The following is a 17,895-nucleotide window of genomic DNA, read 5'->3' on the forward strand; positions in this document are numbered from 1 at the left end:
CCGGTCTCCCGTAGCCGCGGGCTCTCATAAGGAAGCCAGAGACATGGACCACCCAGTGAACGTTGAAAACGCCGCCTCGGCAGGCGCCTCCCCTGCAGCGACGAGCGACTCCGGTGCCCGTCCCGACGGCAGGGTGTCCGCCTTGGACGGCCTGGCAGCCGCGGTGCTCGACGATCGAGGCGTGGTGGTGGGGTGGACCGGGACAGCAGAGGATCTGACGGGGTTTCCCGCCGACGATGTTCACGGTCGCCCCGTGCGGGAACTGGTGGCCGACCTCCCGGACGACCTGAGCGGGGCCACGCACGTGCCGGCGTTCGGCCAGGTACGGCTGTGGCACCGGCGTGGCCACACTGTCGACGTCACTTTCCGGACCACAAGGCTGGGCACCTCGGCGGAGCTCCTGGTGCTGGCGGCGGCCACCCATCACGTCGCCGACCATCAGCACGGCGCGGCGCTCCTGCGGGCCCTGTCCGCACAGCACCGGATCACCATCGCTCTGCACGACACGGACCTCACCACCGTGCAGACGAATGCCACGCAGGACGCTCTCGACGGCCGTCCGGTACAGCCCGGCACCCGGCTGTGCGACGTGCTGTGCGCCGAGGACGCCCAGAACCTCGAGGCGGTACTGCGCCAGGTACTCGAGACGGGCGTCCCGGTGGTCCACAGGAGCCGGCAAGTGAGCCTGCGGCACCGTCCGGCGCGGCGGCACGCGCTGTCCCTGTCCGCCTTCCGCCTGGAGGACGCACGCGGACGTCCCACCGGGGTCGCAGCCCTGTACATCGACAACACTGAGCTGCGCGCCCGCCGACAGCTGGATCTCGCCCGCGAGGTAGCCGAGCGGGTGGGGGGCTCCCTGGACGTCGTGCGCACCGCGCAGGACCTTGCGGACGTACTCGTACCGGCTTTCGGTGAACTCGCCGCAGTCGACCTCGCGCAGTCCGTCTTCGTCGGTGACGAGCCCGTCGAGCGGCTGGGCGGCGGAGATCTGCATCTGCGCAACGCGGGCCTGGCGCCCGCTACCGCAGCATGGCCCGCCGGCATCGGGCACGGCAACCTGGTCCCCCCGCTGTCCGACCACCCCCTCCTGCGCAGCTTCCAGCACGGCGAGACAGTCGTCTGCAGCCGGGACGACTTCGCCGCCCTGCTCGGCGGCCCGCACCTGGCCGAACACCTCATCCCGCACGACGCCCATGCGGTGATGGCGGCCCCCCTGTACGCCCGCGGCCTCACCCTCGGCGCGATCGTGGTCTGGCGCACCGGCCTGTCCGAACCCTTCACCGAGGACGAGACGGACCTGATGCGGCAGATCGCCTCACGGGGAGCACTCGCCATCGACAACGCCCGCCGCTACACGCGCGAGCACCGGGCGGCCATGGCCCTGCAGCAGAGCCTGCTTCCCCCGGCCATGACCGACACACCGGCAGCCGAGACCGCCGGCATCTACCGGCCCGCAAGTGGGGGAGCGGGCACCAACGGTGACTGGTACGACGCCATCGCCCTGCCCTCCCTCCGGCTGGCCCTCGTCGCCGGAGACGTGGTCGGCCACGGCATACCCGCAAGCGCCACCATGGGCCGCCTGCGCGCCGCCATCCAGACACTCGCAGACCTCGAACTGGAGCCGGACGAGTTGCTCACGCGTCTCGCTGACCTGGTCCAGCGCCTCGCGGCGGAAGCACCTCCTGGCGACCATGACGTCATGGTCGCCACCTGTCTGTACGCGGTCTACGACCCGGTCACCCGACGTTGCGCCATGGCCAGTGCCGGGCACCCGCCGCCGGTGCTCGTGCGGCCCGACGGGAGTGCCGAAGCCGTCGACGTACTCCCGGGGCCGCCCCTCGCCGTCTGCGGCATGCCGTACGAGACAACCACGATCGACCTCGAGCCGGGCAGCGTCCTCGCGCTCTACACCGACGGCCTGGTCCAGGAAGCCACACACGACGTCTGCGACGGGCTCCAGCGGCTGACCGATGCCCTCGCCACCTCCTGCCGCCCGGACCGCGCGCTGGAGGAGACCGGCAGGACCCTCCTCGACAACCTGGTGGACGAAGCACCACGTGACGACGCGACCCTGCTGCTGGCACGTACCCGCGCCGTACCAGCCAAGGACACCGCTCACTGGCAGATACCGGCTGATCCGGCTGCTGTCTCGGATGCTCGGGCATGGGCGGCCCGCCAACTCACCGCGTGGGGGTTGGACGACCTCCTCTTCCCCACCGAACTCATCGTCAGTGAACTGGTCACCAACGCGATCCGCTACGGTCGTCAGCCGGCGGAGCTGCGACTGATTCGGCACCACGTTCTGGTCTGCGAGGTCACCGACTCCAACACCGCCCAACCCCGTTTGCGCCGCTCTCGCACCACTGACGAGGGTGGACGCGGACTGTTCCTCGTCGCCCAACTCGCCGAGCGCTGGGGCTGCCGCCACGGCCAGAGCCACAAGACCATCTGGTCCGAACAGTCCATCGCGCGCGCCCACTGATCACGCTCTGTGGCCATCTCACCCCGTTGCAGCCGCGTAGGCGGCTCCGGCATGTCTGTCACGCGGCCGCCCGGGCGCGGGAGGCGGGCTGGGATGCAGGAAGGTGCGGCACGGGCCCATGCGCGGGCGCGGCTTGCCCATGTCGTACGACGTCATCCCCGACCAGGCCGTGTGCAACGGCAGTTGTGCGATCACTTGAGTCAGGCCGTGCAACTCGTTTGTCGGCGATTCCTCATGAGGTTGTCAAGCGGCGTGTGTGACAGGCGGTGCTGCTTGGTAGCACCGTCCGTCACCCAGGAGAGCCCACAGCACGTTGACACGTTGGCGTGCGAGGGCCATGACGGCTTGGCTGTGTCGTTTGCCTTCCGCTCGCTTGCGGTCGTAGTAGCGGCGGGACTCGTCACAGCAGCGGATGCTGATCAACACGGAGGTGTAGACGAAACAGCGCCTCGCCCTCGCCCCGCACACCACGCAACGCACAGGGTGCCCGCCTCGGCCACCGAAGGCCGGGGGCAGGCACCCCCACGTTCACCGATCCGCGCGGTGGAAGCTCACACCAGTGGCCACAGCGCTGCGGTGAGGGCGAAGCCCACGAGGCGTGACTGGCGCCGATCGCCTCGATGGCCGCGACCGGGCCGGGGTGCGGCGGCAGGAAGGCGTGCACGGTGAGCATCGCGGCGCCCATCGGCAGCGCGTAGACCAGGAGCGGCTTGCGGGCGGCACGGGCGACGCCCTGCGCGATCGGCATCAGGATGATCAGGCCGACCTCGAAGAACACCGGGATCCCCAGGATGAACCCGGCGACGGTCAGCGCGAGAGCGGTGCGGCGGGTGCCGAACTTGTCGATGAGCGCGTGCGCGAACGCGTGGGCGCCGCCGGAGAGTTCGATGATCCGGCCGACCATCGCGCCGAGGGCGATGAGGCTCGTCTGACCCGGCTTGTGGAACGGCATGCCCCACAGCTGCTCGACGTGGTGGGCATCGGTCCGGACACGGCGGTCATGTTGCTGATCACCGTGGGGGACAACCCGGAAAGGCTGGACAGCGAGGCGTCGTTCGCCGCGCTGTGCGGCGTCAGCCCTGTCGAGCGTTCCTCGGGACGCAGGCAGTTCCGTCGTCTCAACCGCGGCGGCGACCGGCAGGCCAACGCCGCGCTTCACCGCATCGTGTTCACTCGCCTGCGGGTCGACCGCGCACTCAGGACTACTACCAGCGCCGGATGAAGGAAGGCAAGACGCGGCGCGAGATAGTCCGCTGCCTCAGACGCTACGCGGCTCGGGAGGTCTTCCACCTGGTAAGACAGCTACAGCCAGCACCCGTGTCATAGGGGCAGTCGTGAGACGTGAGAGGGTCTGGGGCGTGAGTGAGACACCCCCGAACACCCTGCAATACCGCTTCGACGGGCCAGAAGACGCTCCGGTCCTGATCCTGGGTCCCTCACTGGGTACCACCTGGCACATGTGGGACCGCCAGGTGCCGGAGCTGGCCGAGCAGTGGCGGGTCTTCCGCTTCGACCTGCCCGGGCACGGCGGCGCCCCGGCCCGCCCGGCCGGTTCGGTCGCCGAGCTGGCCGCCCGGCTGCTGGCCACGCTGGACGCGCTCGGCGTGCAGCGGTTCGGCTACGCGGGCTGTGCGCTGGGCGGCGCGATCGGCATCGAGCTGGCCCTGCGCCACCCCGAGCGGATGGCCTCGCTCGCGCTGGTCGCGGCCTCCCCCCGGTTCGGCACCGCGGACGAGTTCCGGCAGCGCGGGGTGGTGGTCCGCACCAACGGCCTCGACCCGATCGCCCGGACCGCGCCCGACCGCTGGTTCACCGGCGGGTTCGCCGCCGCGCAGCCCGCGATCACCGAGTGGGCCGTGCAGATGGTCCGCACCACCGACCCCGGCTGCTACATCGCCGCCTGCGAGGCCCTCGCCGGCTTCGACGTACGGCCCGAGCTGGGCCGGGTCGGGGTGCCGACCCTGGTGCTGGTCGGTTCCGACGACCAGGTCACCGGCCCCGCCGAGGCCCGCACCCTGGTCGCCGGCATCCCCGACGCCCGGCTCGCGGTCGTCCCCGGCGCCTCCCACCTGGTCCCGGTCGAGCAGCCCGCCGCCGTCACCGACCTGCTCGTCCACCACTTCTCCACCGCCTGGCAGCAGCCCTTCGACACCGGGCAGACCGTGCTGCCGGCCGCCCCCGCCGCCGCGGTCCCGGCCGCGCCGCCGCAGCCCGCGCCGGTCGCCGAGATCGCCCCGGCGGCCGTACCGGCCCAGCCCGCCGGGCCGCCGGACCGGTACCAGACCGGGCTGAAGATCCGCCGCGAGGTGCTCGGCGACGCGCACGTGGACCGGGCGTTGGCGCAGGCCGACGCGTTCTCCGGGGACTTCCAGGAGTTCGTCACCCGCTACGCCTGGGGCGAGGTCTGGGACCGGCCGGGCCTGGACCGGCGTACCCGCAGCTGCATCACGCTCACCGCGCTGGTCGCCGGCGGCCACCTGGAGGAGCTGGCCTTCCACACCCGGGCGGCGCTGCGCAACGGGCTCACCCCGCTCGAGATCAAGGAAGTGCTGCTGCACGCCGCCGTCTACTGCGGGGTACCGGCCGCGAACAGCGCGTTCCGGGTGGCCCAGCAGGTCATCCGGGAGGAGACCACACCCGCCGAGTGACGCCCGCCGGGCGGCCGCAGGCGGCAGGATGGGGAGCCATGAAGCTCACGAAGAAGTCCCACGCCTGCGTCCGCCTGGAGAAGGAGGGGCGGACGCTCGTCATCGACCCGGGCGGGTTCAGCGAGGAGGACGCCGCGCTCGGTGCGGACGCGATCCTGGTCACGCACGAGCACCCGGACCACTTCGACGAGTACCGGCTGCGGGCCGCCATGGAGAACAACCCGGCCGCCGCGATCTGGACGCTGAAGTCCGTCGCCGAGCGGCTCACCGCGGCCTTCCCCGGCCGTGTGCACACCGTCGGCCACGGCGACACCTTCACGGCCGCCGGGTTCGACGTCCAGGTCCACGGCGAGCTGCACGCGGTGATCCACCCGGACATCCCGCGCATCACCAACGTCGGCTACCTGATCGACGGCGGGAAGGTCTTCCACCCCGGCGACGCCCTCACCGTCCCCGAGCAGCCGGTGGAGACGCTGATGCTGCCGGTGATGGCCCCCTGGAGCAAGATCGCCGAGGTCATCGACTACGTCCGCGAGGTCGGGCCGCGGCGCGCCTACGACGTCCACGACGCCCTGCTCACCGACCTCGCCCGGCCGATCTACGACGGTCACATCGGCCGCCTGGGCGGCACCGACCACCAGCGGCTGACGCCGGGGGCCTGGACGGAGGTCTGAGCCCGTTGTCACCGGCTCCGGGTAGGTTGTGAGGCATGCGCATCGCCACCTGGAACGTGAACTCGATCACCGCCCGCCTTCCCCGGCTGCTGGCCTGGCTGGAGAGCAGCGGCACCGACGTGCTCTGCCTCCAGGAGGCCAAGATCGCCGAGGAGCAGTTCCCGTTCGACCCGCTGCGCGAGCTGGGCTACGAGGCGGCGGTCCACGCGACCGGCCGGTGGAACGGCGTGGCGGTGCTCTCCCGCGTCGGCCTGGAGGACGTCGTCAAGGGCCTGCCCGGCGACCCCGGCTACGACGGCGTGACCGAGCCCCGCGCCCTCTCGGCGACCTGCGGCCCGGTCCGCGTCTGGTCGGTGTACGTGCCGAACGGCCGCGAGGTGGGCCACCCGCACTACGCGTACAAGCTCCAGTGGTTCGAGGCCCTGAAGGCCGCCGTGCTCGGGGACGCGCAGGGCAGCCGCCCGTTCGCCGTCCTGGGCGACTACAACGTGGCGCCGACGGACGACGACGTCTTCGACCCGGCCGCCTTCGAGGGCTCCACCCACGTCACCCCCGCCGAGCGCGCCGCCCTCGCCTCCCTGCGCGAGGCGGGCCTGGACGACGTCGTGCCGCGCCCCCTGAAGTACGACCACCCGTTCACGTACTGGGACTACCGCCAGCTGTGCTTCCCGAAGAACCGCGGCATGCGCATCGACCTGGTGTACGGCAACCAGCCGTTCGCCAAGGCCGTCAAGGACGCCTACGTCGACCGCGAGGAGCGCAAGGGCAAGGGCGCCTCCGACCACGCGCCGGTGGTGGTCGACCTGGACGTGTGATGCCACGCTGGGTCCATGCACCTTCCGTTCCTGGGCCCCCGGCACGAGAAGAACGGTGACGCGCGGCCGCCCGCCGACCCCGAGGCGGTCGCCGCGCTGCTGTCCGAGTGCGAGCTGCTGCGCTCGCAGGCCGCCCGGGCGGGCGTCCGCCTCGACGACACCCCGGCCTCGCTGGAGGCCCTGGACCAGATGGCGCCGCGCTGGCGGGACGACCCCGAGACCCTGCCCGGGCTCGGCCACGACGCCGGGCTGTACCTGGGCACCGTCGTGGTGCGCACCGTACCCGGCGCCGCCTGGCAGCTCCGCTCCGACGGCGAACCCGTCGTACGGCTCGCCTCCGGCCGTGTGGTGGAGGTGGTGCCGGCCGGGCAGGAGTGGGCGTCGAGCGGGGTCCCCGAACTGTCCCAGCTGTACGCGGAGATCGCCGAGAGCTGACGCCCGCGGCCGCCCGGCTCCGCGCGACTTCCCGGCCTGCGGCGACGGCTTCCCGGGTACTCCCCGAACCGGCCCCGCGGGCCCTCGCGCCCCGCACGCGCGGGACGTGGTACGGGCAGTTCCTCCATGCCGGGAAGCCCATCGCCTCCGATCTCGACTACGATTTGCCGTTCATCCCCGTGGTGATGGTGATCTCGCCGAACTGCATCGGGATGTACAGCTGCTTACGTGGTTTGCCGACTGGGCGCCCCGGCGTGAGCGGCGCTGCCGCCGGGTGGGGTGCCCCCCACGGCCCCGCGACCGTGAGGGGGGCGGCAGTTGACACGGGCCAGGCTCGTCCGGCGGCAGCCGGAGATCACTGCTCGCCGAGCGGGACGGACACGTACGACGGGTCGTCCACGGGCGAGGAGAAGGTCAGCTGCGCGCCGGACGGGTTGTGCTCGGCGTAGAGCGGGTCGACCGTGTCGACCACCAGCGCGAGGCGGTGCCCGGCGGGGATGTCGTAGGCCGTGGAGAACAGGTCCAGGTCGACGGCGAACGGCTCGCCGGGCGTCCGTCCGTGCCAGGTGTACGGCGCGTGCGTGACCAACTTGCCGAGACCGAGGGGGCCCACGTCGTACAGGTAGGCGACGAGCGTGCCGCTCTCCTTCGTGGGCGTGAGCGTGGTGTGCAGGCGTGCCGTGCCGCGCACCCGCTGGGCGTTGCCGTACCGCTCCGACTGCCACACGGCCGCCCAGCGGCGCGGCAGCAGCGGCATCGAGGCGACGGGCGGCAACTGGGCGACCTGGTCCAGGATGCTGGAGAGGAAGACGATCCCGCCGTCCGCCCCGGAGTCGACGTTGGCGTGGATGGTGGTGGAGCCCGCCAGGGCGAGCTTCCTACGGGTCGCGGTGACCGACTTCCAGTCCGGGTAGCCCTCGTACCCCCCCGCGCCACGGGACTTGAGCCGGACCGGCTGCTCGCGGTCGACGCCGTTGTCGGCGCCCCTCAGATAGTGGTCGAACCAGCGCCGGGTGTCCGTCCACACGTCGTTGGGCAGCCCGAACAGACCGGGCAGCTCGGCGGTCGCGTGGTCGCCGGGGCGCAGTTCGAGCCGCTTGGGAACGGTCAGCTTCTCGTAGAAGGAGGCGTACTGGTTCACCGGGAAGACCGTGTCGCCCCAGGCGTTGGCCAGCATGACGGCGGCGCCGTTGCTGTTCAACTGGTCGACGTAGGTTGCGACGGAACGTTTCCGCCCCCAGTCGATCATCTGCTGTTCCGTCGACAGGTCCGAGGCGTACAGGTTGTCGAAGATGGTGCGCAGCTCGGCGCTTTCGCGGCCGGTGAGGGTGGCCGCGCCGTCCAGCACGGCCGCCGCCTGGAGGTGCTGGGTGCGCCCCGAGTAGATCGAGTCGATCAGGTCGGCCCAGCCGCTGAGCGCGGCCACCGCCTTGACCCGCTTGTCGTGGGCGGCGGCCAGCAGACTGATCCCGGCGCCGTACGACACCCCGGCCATGCCGATGTGCTCCGGGTCGGCCGGGGTGTGCGCCAGGGCCCAGTCGATGACCTTGGAGGCGTCCGCTACGTCGGGCGGACCGGCTACTTCTATCTCGCCGCCGGACTGCCAGAAGCCGCGCACGTTGTAGGTGAGCACCACGTAGCCGGCGTCGGCGAGTTGCTGAGCCTGGGCCAGGTACTCGACCTGGGGCAGGCCCCAGCTCGTGGGCAGCACGAGCAGCGGGTAGCTGCGCGTACCGTCGGCGCCCTCGGGCGTGAGGACGTTGGCCTTCAGTACGGTGCCGCCGTCACCGGCGATGTCGACGAACCGGACGTTCGGGGCCGCGGCGGCGGCCGGTGCCAGACCGACGACCGTGCCGGCGATCAGTGCCGCCGACACGGCTCCGGCGGCGGAGGCGCGCAGCGCGGTACGACCTCGTCTCATGGGTCACTCCTCATGTGGGGGCATACAAAGTGACCCGACGGTAACCTTGGTCCCTTACCGCAAGTAACCCGTCGGTAAGTTACGTACGAGTAAAGATTGTTGAAGACTTACGCAGCCTCACTCGGCGCCGGCGCCTGCGACGGGCTCCGGCGAGGGCGTCCGCGCCGTCCGCGTCACGTCCGCCACCAGCTCCACCACATCGGGGCCGTACGCCTCGGAGTTGACCACCTTCAGCAGCAGCACGAAGGAGCCGCTCCCGTACTTGCGGGCCAACCGCTCGTGCTCGCGGGCGAGATAGCGGGTCGCGGCCTGGTTGGTGATGGCGCGCTGGCCGCAGAACAGGAACACCGGGCGGGTGTCGGGCCGGGTGTCCGCGGTGAGCCGGGCGAGCAGTACGTACTCGCTGCGGCCCGCGTCCACGCGGTACTCCTCCGCACCGATCCGGAAGGCGCCGGCGTCCGGACCCGCGGAGGCCTCCGTGTCCATCCGCACGCCCGGCAGAAGGGAGGAGAGATGGGCCGCCATCCGGCGGTTGGAGGCGGGGCCGCCCACGCAGAACTCCGTGCGCTCGCCGACCCCCTGCTGCGCCGCGTCGTGCGCCACCACGCGCGCGTGCGCGTTGCAGTCCTTGATGAGGGCGGACAGTTCCAGCAGGGCGAACACGTCGTGCCGCATCACCGCGAGTTCCGGCCCGCCCGCGTTCCGGTTGACCACCAGCAGCGACTCGGAGTGGTCCGGCAGCCCGAAGAAGGCCTGCTTACGCCGCAGTCTGCGCCGCCACAGATAGGTCCGGGCGACCCAGCCCAGCGCGGCGGAGACGCCCGCGGCTATGACTCCCAGGACGATGTTGCGCACGTCGTCGTTCATGGCCGCGCATGCTAGCGGGCCCGGGCGACGGCCACGGGGCCCAGGCGTACTGTCGTAGTAACGGCAATCCGGTTACGCTGCGCGGACTGTCCCGACGGGAGGTACGGATGGGTCGTCCTGGTACGCGGAAACTGGCTGTCCTGGCGGTCTCGGCCGCCGTGGTGTCGGTGGGGGCGGCGGCGCCACCCCCGGCGACGGCGGACGCCACGGCGCACGCGGCGCCGGCGAAGGTCCCCGTGGCCGTCGGCTACGGCGGCGCGGTCGCCAGCGTCGACGCGGACGCCTCCGCCGCCGGCATCGAGGTGCTCAAGCGCGGCGGCAACGCGGTGGACGCGGCCGTCGCCACCGCCGCCGCGCTCGGCGTCACCGAGCCCTACTCCGCCGGCATCGGCGGAGGCGGCTACTTCGTCTACTACGACGCCAAGACCCGCACCGTGCACACCATCGACGGCCGCGAGACCGCACCGCAGAGCGCCGACGAGGACCTGTTCACCGAGAACGGCAAGCCGCTCGCCTTCGCCGACGCCGTCAGCAGCGGCCTGGGCGTCGGCACCCCGGGCACGCCCGCCACCTGGCAGAAGGCGCTGGACGAGTGGGGCAGCAAGCGGCTCGGCACCCTGCTGAAGCCCGCCGAGCGGCTCGCCCGCGGCGGCTTCACGGTCGACGACACCTTCCGCGCGCAGACCGCGTCCAACGAGACCCGGTTCCGCTACTTCCCGGACACCGCCGAGCTGTTCCTGCCCGGCGGAAGGCTGCCCGTCGTCGGTTCCACGTTCAAGAACCCCGAACTCGCCCGCACCTACGAGGAACTGGGCCGCGAGGGCATCGGCGCGCTCTACCGCGGCGACATCGGCGACGACATCGTCAGGACCGTCGAGAAGCCGCCCGTGGACCCCGCCTCCGGCTGGAACGCCCGCCCCGGCAAGCTCGCCGAGAAGGACCTCGCCGTCTACCGGGCCAAGCTCCAGGCGCCCACCAGGACGTCGTACCGCGGCCTGGACGTGTACTCCATCGCGCCCTCCTCCTCCGGCGGCACCACCGTCGGCGAGGCGCTCAACATCCTGGAGCACACGGACCTGTCGAAGGCGAGCGAGGTGCAGTACCTGCACCACTTCATCGAGGCCAGCCGGATCGCCTTCGCCGACCGCGGGCGCTGGGTCGGCGACCCCGCCTTCGAGGACGTGCCGACCAGGCAGCTGCTGTCCCAGCGGTACGCCGACTCCCGCGCCTGCCTGATCAAGGACGACGCGGTGCTCGGCAGCCCGCTGGCGCCCGGCGACCCGCGCCACCCCGCGGCCTGCGGCCGGGGCGGCACGGCGGCCCCGACGACGTACGAGGGCGAGAACACCACCCACCTCACGGTCGCCGACAAGTGGGGCAACGTCGTCGCCTACACGCTCACCATCGAGCAGACCGGCGGCAGCGGCATCACCGTCCCGGGCCGGGGCTTCCTGCTCAACAACGAGCTGACCGACTTCTCCTTCGCCCCGGCCAACCCGGCCGTGCACGACCCGAACCTGCCGGGCCCGGGCAAGCGCCCGCGCTCCTCCATCTCCCCGACGATCGTCCTGGACCGGCACGGCAGGCCGGTGGTGGCGCTCGGTTCGCCCGGCGGCGCCACCATCATCACCACCGTGCTGCAGACGCTCACCGGGTTCCTGGACCGGCGTCTGCCGCTGGTCGACGCGATCGCCGCACCGCGCGCCAGCCAGCGCAACGCCGCCCAGACCGAACTGGAACCGGGGCTGTACGACAGCGCCCTGCGGGGGCGGCTGGAGGCCATCGGGCACAGCTTCAAGCAGAATCCCGAGATCGGCGCGGCGACCGGCGTGCAGCGGCTGCCCGGCGGGAAGTGGCTGGCCGCCGCCGAGAAGGTACGGCGCGGCGGCGGCTCGGCGATGGTGGTGGACCCGCAGCGGTAGCGCTCACAACTCCGGGGCGGGCGGCCGGGCTTCCTCGACAGTGAAGTCCAGCCGCCCGTCCTTGACGTCCACCGTCACCCGGCTGCCCTCGGTGACCGTGCCATTCAGCAGCAGCCGGGACAGCTGGTTGTCGACCTCCCGCTGGATGGTGCGGCGCAGCGGCCGGGCGCCGTACTCCGGCTGGTAGCCGCGCTCGGCCAGCCAGTCGACGGCCGCGTCCGTGAACTCCACCGACACGCCCTGCCCGTTCAGCATCCGCCGGGTGCTCTCCAGCAGCAGCTCGGTGATCCGCCGCAGCTGCTCGCTCGTCAGCTGCCGGAAGACCACGATCTCGTCGATCCGGTTGAGGAACTCCGGTCGGAAGTGCTCGCGCAGCGGCCGCAGGATCTGCTCGCGCCGCGCCTCCTCGTCGGCGTCCGCGCCGCCCGGCCCGAACCCGATCCCGGCACCGCGCCGGGTGATCGCCTCGGAACCCAGGTTGCTGGTCATCACGATGACCGTGTGGGTGAAGTCCACGGTCCGGCCCTGGGAGTCGGTCAGCCGGCCGTCGTCGAGCACCTGGAGCAGGATGTTGAAGACGTCCGGGTGCGCCTTCTCCACCTCGTCCAGCAGCAGCAGCGAGTACGGGTGCCGGCGCACCACCTCGGTGAGCTGACCCGCCTCCTCGTGACCGACGTACCCGGGCGGGGCGCCGACCAGCCGGGAGACGGTGTGCCGCTCCTGGTACTCGCTCATGTCGAGGCGCACCATGCGGTCCTCGCTGCCGAACAGGGCCTCCGCCAGTGCCCGGGCCAGCTCGGTCTTGCCGACACCGGTCGGGCCGAGGAAGAGGAAGCTGCCGATCGGCCGGCGCGGGCTGGCGAGCCCGGCGCGGGAGCGCAGCACCGCCTCGGACACCACGGCGACCGCCTCCTCCTGGCCGACCACCCGCTGGTGCAGGTGCTGCTCCAGGCCGAGCAGCCGCTCCTTCTCCTCCTGGGTCAGCCGGCTGACCGGGATGCCGGTCTGCCGGGACACCACCTCGGCGATGGCCTCCGCCGTCACCGCCAGGTCCTGGCCCTCGTCGGCCCGGTCGCCGCCGCTCGCCTCGGCGATCCGCTGCTTCAGCTCGGCGATCCGGTCGCGCAGCTGCTTGGCCTGCTCGTAGTCCTCGTCGGCGACCGCCTGGTCCTTGTCCCGGACCAGCTGTTCGGACTCGCGTTCCATCGCGCGCACGTCCGTGCCCTTGGTCCGGGCCCCGAGCCGGACCCGCGCGCCCGCCTGGTCGATCAGGTCGATCGCCTTGTCCGGCAGCCGCCGGTCGGTGAGATACCGGTCCGACAGCTCCACGGCGGCCACCAGCGCCTCGTCGGTGTAGCGGACCTGGTGGTGGGCCTCGTACCGGTCGCGCAGGCCGCGCAGAATCTCGATGGTGTCCTCGATGGTCGGCTCCGGCACCAGCACCGGCTGGAAGCGGCGGGCCAGCGCCGCGTCCTTCTCGATCCGGCGGAACTCCTCCAGCGTGGTCGCACCCACGATGTGCAGCTCGCCGCGGGCGAGGGCGGGCTTGAGGATGTTCCCGGCGTCCATCGCGCCGCCCTCGCCGCCGGTGCCGGCGCCGACGACGGTGTGCAGCTCGTCGATGAACACGACCAGCCGGTCGGAGTGGGCGCGGATCTCCTCCACGATGGTGTTCAGCCGCTCCTCGAAGTCGCCCCGGTAGCGGGTGCCGGCCACGACCCCGGTGAGGTCCAGCGCGACCACCCGCCGCCCGGCCAGCACGTCCGGGACGTCGCCGTCCGCGATCCGCTGGGCGAGGCCCTCCACGATGGCCGTCTTGCCGACGCCCGCGTCACCGATGAGCACCGGGTTGTTCTTGCCGCGCCGGGAGAGCACCTCGATGGTCTGCTCGATCTCCGTCTCCCGGCCGATCACCGGGTCGATCCCGCCCTGGCGGGCCAGGTCGGTCAGGTCACGGCCGTACTTGTCCAGGGTCGGCGTGCCGGTGGGCCGCTGGCGCTGCCGTTCGGGACGCTGCTGCGTGCTCTCCGGGGCCTCGGGCGGCAGGGTGCCTCTCGGGAACCGGGCCGCGTGCAGGATGTGCCCCGCCGCCGAGTCCGGGTTCGCGGCCAGCGCGCTCAGCACGTGCTCGGGCCCGATGTACCCGGCGCCGCTCGCCCGCGCCATGTCGTGCGCGTCCAGCAGGGCCCGCTTGACCGCCGGGGTCAGCGACAGCGAGGTCGGCGCCGGGGCCTCGCCCGGCGGGTGCTGGACCGGGCCCGCCCGGTCGTCGATCTCGTGGGCGAGCGAGTCCGGATCCGCGCCCGCCCGGCTGAGCAGGCTCCGGGTGGGCTCGGTCGACACGGCCGCGCGCAGCAGGTGCTGGGTGTCCAGGTCCCGGCTGCCGTGCTCGGCGGCGTACTGGGCGGCTCCTCTGACCAGCTCCCGGGCCGGCTGGCTGAGCAGGCGGCCGATGTCGATGTGGCGGGGCCCGGGGGCTCCGCCGGTTCCGCCGAAGAAGCGGGCCAGGAATTCACCGAAGGGGTCAGGAGGGTAGCCGTTGGTCATCGCGTGGGTTCCTTCGCTGACGACATGCGGAGCGGCCGGGTAACCCGGTGGCGGGTTGCTCATGCCCACGATGACACGATCCGTTGGGGCGGGCATGTTCGCCCGTGGGGGGCGGGGCCGGTGTGCTACGGCGTCCCGGCCCGCGCGGCGGGGGAGCAGGTCCGGTACGGCCCCGCGCCCCTCAGGCCGGCACGCGTGCCGTCAGGATCCTCGGGCCCGACTCCGTGATCGCGACCGTGTGCTCGACGTGGGCGGCCCGGGAGCCGTCGTCCGTGCACAGGGTCCAGCCGTCGGGCGCCGCGTGGTAGCCGTCCCTGCCGCTCGCGATCAGCATGGGTTCGATGGCGAGGACCATGCCGGGGCGCAGCGGCAGGCCGCGGCCGGGGCGGCCCTCGTTGGGGACCTCGGGCTCCTCGTGCATGCGACGGCCCACGCCGTGGCCGCCGAAGCCCTGCGGGACGCCGTAGCCGGCCGTGCGGCAGACCCGGCCGACGGCGTGCGCGATGTCGCCGATGCGGTTGCCGGGCACGGCCGCCTCGATGCCCGCCGCCAGCGCCCGCTCGGCGGTCTCGACGAGCCGGAGGTCCGCGGGGCGGGCGGTGCCCACCACGAAGCTGATCGCCGAGTCGCCGGCCCAGCCGTCCAGCACCGCGCCGCAGTCGACGGAGAGCAGGTCGCCGTCGCGGAGCCGGTAGCGGGTGGGGATGCCGTGCACGATCGCGTCGTTCACCGAGGCGCAGATCACCGCGGGGAAGGGCGTGGGGGCGAAGGAGGGGCGGTAGCCCAGGAACGGCGAGGACGCGCCCGCCTCGCGCAGCACCTCCCGGGCGACCTCGTCCAGCTCCAGCAGGGAGACGCCGACGCGGGCGGCCTCCCGTACGGCCGTCAGGGCGCGGCCGACGACCCGGCCCGCCGCGTGCATCGCGTCGATCGACGTGTCCGTCTTCAGTTCCACCATGCCAATTACTATACCGGTATTTGAATGGGGTTCCGTGCGAGGGTGGTATTAGAATGGGCCACATGGTGCGCACCCCCCTCACCCCCGAAGAGCGCGAACGCGGCGAGCGGCTCGGGCTGCTGCTGCGTGAGGCGCGCGGTGACCGGAGCATGGCCGAGGTCGCCGCGCGGGCGGGCGTCTCGGCCGAGACGCTCCGCAAGATCGAGACGGGGCGGGCGCCGACGCCGGCGTTCTTCACCGTGGCCGCGCTGGCCGGCGTCCTCGGTCTGTCGATGGACGACCTGGTCGCCCGGTGCGCCCTCGTGCCCGTCTGACGCGCCCGCCCGGCGGGGCCGGCCGCGCAGGGGCCGGTGTCCCGCAATGAGCTCTCCGCGCGCTGCCGGAAAACTCTGCGTAGCAAGCCCGTAACACGACTGGTGTTGCCTACCGGGCGTCGGTGCTGGCGGTCGGGTGGGAGCGGGGCGATGGCTGTGCATGAACTTCCGGGCCGGGTACGGGAGTTCGCGAGCTACTTGGACGCATTGCTGGCGCGTCTCGATCCGGGCGGCGGCTGGAGCGGGGTGTTCTGGCGGCGCGACCCCGACGGCATGCGGGCCTGCCTGGACGGGCGCGAGGTGCCGCCGTGGGACGTGGTGGAGGCGCTGCTGGAGGACCTCGGCGTGGCGTACGGCCCCGCCGCCGCGGCGGCCGAGCGGGAGCGGGCCCGCGCGCTGCACGCCGCCGCGCTCACCGCGTACGACGCCCGGCCCGGCGCCCGGGACGCGCTGGCCGACCGGCTCGACGTCATGCTCCGCGAGCAGCGGTACGCCGCGGAACGCCAGGCCGAACTGACTCGTCTGCTGTCCGCGCCGGTGTCCGAGCAGGAGGCCGAGTCCCTCCGCCACGACCTCGCCTGGGCCCACGACGACCACGCCCGGGCCACGGCCCGCTGCGCCGAACTCCGCACCCGCCTGGAACGCCTGGACCGGGAGAGGGGACGCGCGACGCCCGGGGGAGACGGCACCGGGACAACGCCTGACGCCCGGGACGGCTGGCCGCCTCAGTCTGTCGGTGATTCAGGTGACGGGCTCGTGGCGGGGGAGCCTGGTGCCGGTGCCGTGCCTGCGGGCTGGTTCGCGCAGGGTGCTGGTGATCCTGGTGGGGGGTCCGGGCGGGCTGTGTCGATCGGTTGGTCGCGGCGTTCTGGGGTGCCTGGCGGGTCGTCTGCTGATGGTGTCGGTGATTCCGGTGATGGGCTCGTGGCGGGGGAGCCTGGTGCGGGTGCCGTGCCTGCGGGCTGGTTCGCGCAGGGTGCTGGTGATCCTGGTGGGGGGTCCGGGCAGGCTGTGTCGGTCGGTTGGTCGCAGCGTTCGGGGGTGTCTGGCGGGCCGTCTGCTGATGCTGGCGGTGATTCAGGTGACGGGCCCGCTGCGGGGGCGCCTGTTGGCGATGGCTGGGCTGCCGGGGGCCCGCGGGCCGCTGGTACCGCCGTCGGGCCGCCGGTGCCGGCTGCCGGTGGTGGCGTCGGTGGGCACGGGCCTCAAGCGGCATCCGGTGTCGACGGCTCGCGCGTCGGCGGGGGGCCTCGGTCTCCCGGTGATCCCGTCGGTCGGTTCGCGGCGCCCGGCTCTGCCTCCGCCGGGGGATACGCGCCCCCTGCTGCCGTACCCCCCTCCGGGGCCGCCCCCCAGCCCCCCGCTCCGGAGCCCGGCCCGGCGGTCGGCGGTGCCGGGGGCAAGCCCCGTAAACGGCGGCGGGGCGGTGCGCGGTTCGCCGGGGCCGGGGACGGGGAGGGGGACGCTCCGGTCGCCGTGCCGCAGGCGCCCGTGGCCGGGGGACCGGAGACCGGCGCCGGGCGGCGCAGCCCACGGGGGGCCCGGTTCGCCGGGGTTGAGGAGGCGGCCGAACCGGCGCGGGCCGCCGTCGCGGCCGTGGACGAGGGGGCCGTGGCGGCCGTCGCGGGAGCCGTCGAGCGGCTGGCGCGGCTGCGTGCCGAGGGGCGCACCGGGGAGGCGCACGTCCTGCTGGTCGAGGCCACCCGGTGGCCCGTGGGCCGGCTGCCGCTGCTCGCGGACGCCCTGCACCGCGCGGGCCTCGGCGCCGACTGGGCGACGCTGCTGTGGGAGGCCGCCGCGCTGCCCGCCGAGCAACTGGTCGCCGCCGCCGACGCGCTCGCCGCGGCCGGCCGGGACGACGACGGGCGGCAGATGCTCCGGCAGGGCGTGTCGCGGCCGGCGGAGCAGATCGGCGCGGCGGTGCTGCGGCTGGACGGCGAGGGACGGGAACGCGAGGTGCGGGCCCTGCTGGACGCCTACGTGCGCGTCCGGACGCCCGAGGAGGCCGCCCGGAGTGTCGCCGCCGACCCCCGCCGCCTGACCCCGCTGCTGCTCCGGGCCGCACTCGGCGTCTCCGACGAGCGGCACTGGGACCTCGTGCACGCGCTGCGCGTCGCCGGGCACACCACGTGACCGGAACGCGTCGGCAGTGTCCTGATCTGCCCCGATCCGCCCGCCCGGCCTGCCGGTCCGCTCACCCACCGGAGTGTGAAACGTGATCGACTCGGCCCGTTGACGGCGATGGTCTTGGCAAGGACCGCGCGGAGGCTTACTTTCGACCCTCTACGGCCTGCTCTACGGGCGTAGAGGCT

General features: G+C 73.0%; 14 protein-coding genes and 2 pseudogenes. 10 read left to right on the plus strand and 6 right to left on the minus strand.

Features of this window, described 5'->3' with window-relative positions; all coding sequences use genetic code 11:
• Positions 1 to 43: 43 nt before the first annotated feature.
• Complete coding sequence (locus ABZ923_RS10105) at positions 44 to 2,482, plus strand: SpoIIE family protein phosphatase (RefSeq protein WP_361469207.1); 2,439 nt, start codon at positions 44 to 46, stop codon at positions 2,480 to 2,482.
• Positions 2,483 to 2,725: 243 nt separating this feature from the next.
• Here the strand turns inward: ABZ923_RS10105 and ABZ923_RS10110 are convergent.
• Positions 2,726 to 2,878: pseudogene (locus ABZ923_RS10110) on the minus strand (IS110 family transposase); the annotation flags it as partial.
• 4 nt (positions 2,879 to 2,882) lie between these two features.
• Positions 2,883 to 3,434 (minus strand): hypothetical protein, encoded by a 552-nt coding sequence (locus tag ABZ923_RS10115; protein ID WP_361469210.1) that lies wholly within the window; start codon positions 3,432 to 3,434, stop codon positions 2,883 to 2,885.
• Positions 3,435 to 3,482: 48 nt separating this feature from the next.
• Here ABZ923_RS10115 and ABZ923_RS10120 point away from each other — a divergent pair, with 48 nt between their 5' ends.
• The 6 genes and pseudogenes from ABZ923_RS10120 to ABZ923_RS10145 form a co-directional block, all read left to right on the plus strand.
• Complete coding sequence (locus ABZ923_RS10120; RefSeq protein ID WP_361469213.1) at positions 3,483 to 3,704, plus strand: transposase; 222 nt, start codon at positions 3,483 to 3,485, stop codon at positions 3,702 to 3,704.
• 136 nt (positions 3,705 to 3,840) lie between these two features.
• Entirely contained in the window at positions 3,841 to 5,130 is a 1,290-nt protein-coding gene (gene pcaC / locus ABZ923_RS10125; RefSeq protein WP_361469216.1) for a 4-carboxymuconolactone decarboxylase, read from the plus strand.
• 38 nt (positions 5,131 to 5,168) lie between these two features.
• Positions 5,169 to 5,804, plus strand: a complete 636-nt coding sequence (locus tag ABZ923_RS10130; protein ID WP_361469219.1) for an MBL fold metallo-hydrolase — start codon at positions 5,169 to 5,171, stop codon at positions 5,802 to 5,804.
• A 35-nt stretch (positions 5,805 to 5,839) separates the two neighbouring features.
• Entirely contained in the window at positions 5,840 to 6,619 is a 780-nt protein-coding gene (locus ABZ923_RS10135) for an exodeoxyribonuclease III (RefSeq protein ID WP_361469222.1), read from the plus strand.
• Between the two features lie 15 nt (positions 6,620 to 6,634).
• Positions 6,635 to 7,054: a DUF6278 family protein gene (locus tag ABZ923_RS10140; RefSeq protein ID WP_361469224.1), complete on the plus strand. Its 420-nt coding sequence runs from the start codon at positions 6,635 to 6,637 to the stop codon at positions 7,052 to 7,054.
• A gap of 110 nt (positions 7,055 to 7,164) precedes the next feature.
• A pseudogene (locus tag ABZ923_RS10145) lies at positions 7,165 to 7,376 on the plus strand (amino acid ABC transporter permease); the annotation flags it as partial.
• Positions 7,377 to 7,409: 33 nt separating this feature from the next.
• Here ABZ923_RS10145 and ABZ923_RS10150 read toward each other — a convergent pair.
• The gene (locus ABZ923_RS10150) at positions 7,410 to 8,975 is read right to left on the minus strand and encodes a CocE/NonD family hydrolase (protein ID WP_361469227.1); all 1,566 of its coding nucleotides are present in this window, start codon (positions 8,973 to 8,975) and stop codon (positions 7,410 to 7,412) included.
• Between the two features lie 117 nt (positions 8,976 to 9,092).
• On the minus strand, positions 9,093 to 9,842 hold the full coding sequence (locus tag ABZ923_RS10155; RefSeq protein WP_361469230.1) for a hypothetical protein: 750 nt from the start codon (positions 9,840 to 9,842) through the stop codon (positions 9,093 to 9,095).
• Positions 9,843 to 9,949: 107 nt separating this feature from the next.
• Between ABZ923_RS10155 and ggt the strand changes: the two genes are divergently transcribed.
• Positions 9,950 to 11,764 carry a gamma-glutamyltransferase gene (ggt, locus tag ABZ923_RS10160; protein WP_361469233.1) on the plus strand — a complete coding sequence of 605 codons (1,815 nt, stop codon included), beginning with the start codon at positions 9,950 to 9,952 and terminating at the stop codon, positions 11,762 to 11,764.
• Positions 11,765 to 11,767: 3 nt separating this feature from the next.
• Here the strand turns inward: ggt and ABZ923_RS10165 are convergent, their stop codons facing one another.
• Both ABZ923_RS10165 and map read right to left on the minus strand, forming a co-directional pair.
• Positions 11,768 to 14,311: an ATP-dependent Clp protease ATP-binding subunit gene (locus ABZ923_RS10165; protein ID WP_361469235.1), complete on the minus strand. Its 2,544-nt coding sequence runs from the start codon at positions 14,309 to 14,311 to the stop codon at positions 11,768 to 11,770.
• A gap of 181 nt (positions 14,312 to 14,492) precedes the next feature.
• The gene (map, locus tag ABZ923_RS10170) at positions 14,493 to 15,269 is read right to left on the minus strand and encodes a type I methionyl aminopeptidase (protein ID WP_361469238.1); all 777 of its coding nucleotides are present in this window, start codon (positions 15,267 to 15,269) and stop codon (positions 14,493 to 14,495) included.
• Between the two features lie 62 nt (positions 15,270 to 15,331).
• Between map and ABZ923_RS10175 the strand changes: the two genes are divergently transcribed.
• Complete coding sequence (locus ABZ923_RS10175) at positions 15,332 to 15,583, plus strand: helix-turn-helix transcriptional regulator (RefSeq protein ID WP_361469240.1); 252 nt, start codon at positions 15,332 to 15,334, stop codon at positions 15,581 to 15,583.
• Between the two features lie 150 nt (positions 15,584 to 15,733).
• Positions 15,734 to 17,716: a hypothetical protein gene (locus tag ABZ923_RS10180; RefSeq protein ID WP_361469243.1), complete on the plus strand. Its 1,983-nt coding sequence runs from the start codon at positions 15,734 to 15,736 to the stop codon at positions 17,714 to 17,716.
• Positions 17,717 to 17,895 lie beyond the last annotated feature (179 nt).

Source organism: Streptomyces sp. NPDC046881 (assembly GCF_040645015.1).
Taxonomy (GTDB): domain Bacteria; phylum Actinomycetota; class Actinomycetes; order Streptomycetales; family Streptomycetaceae; genus Streptomyces.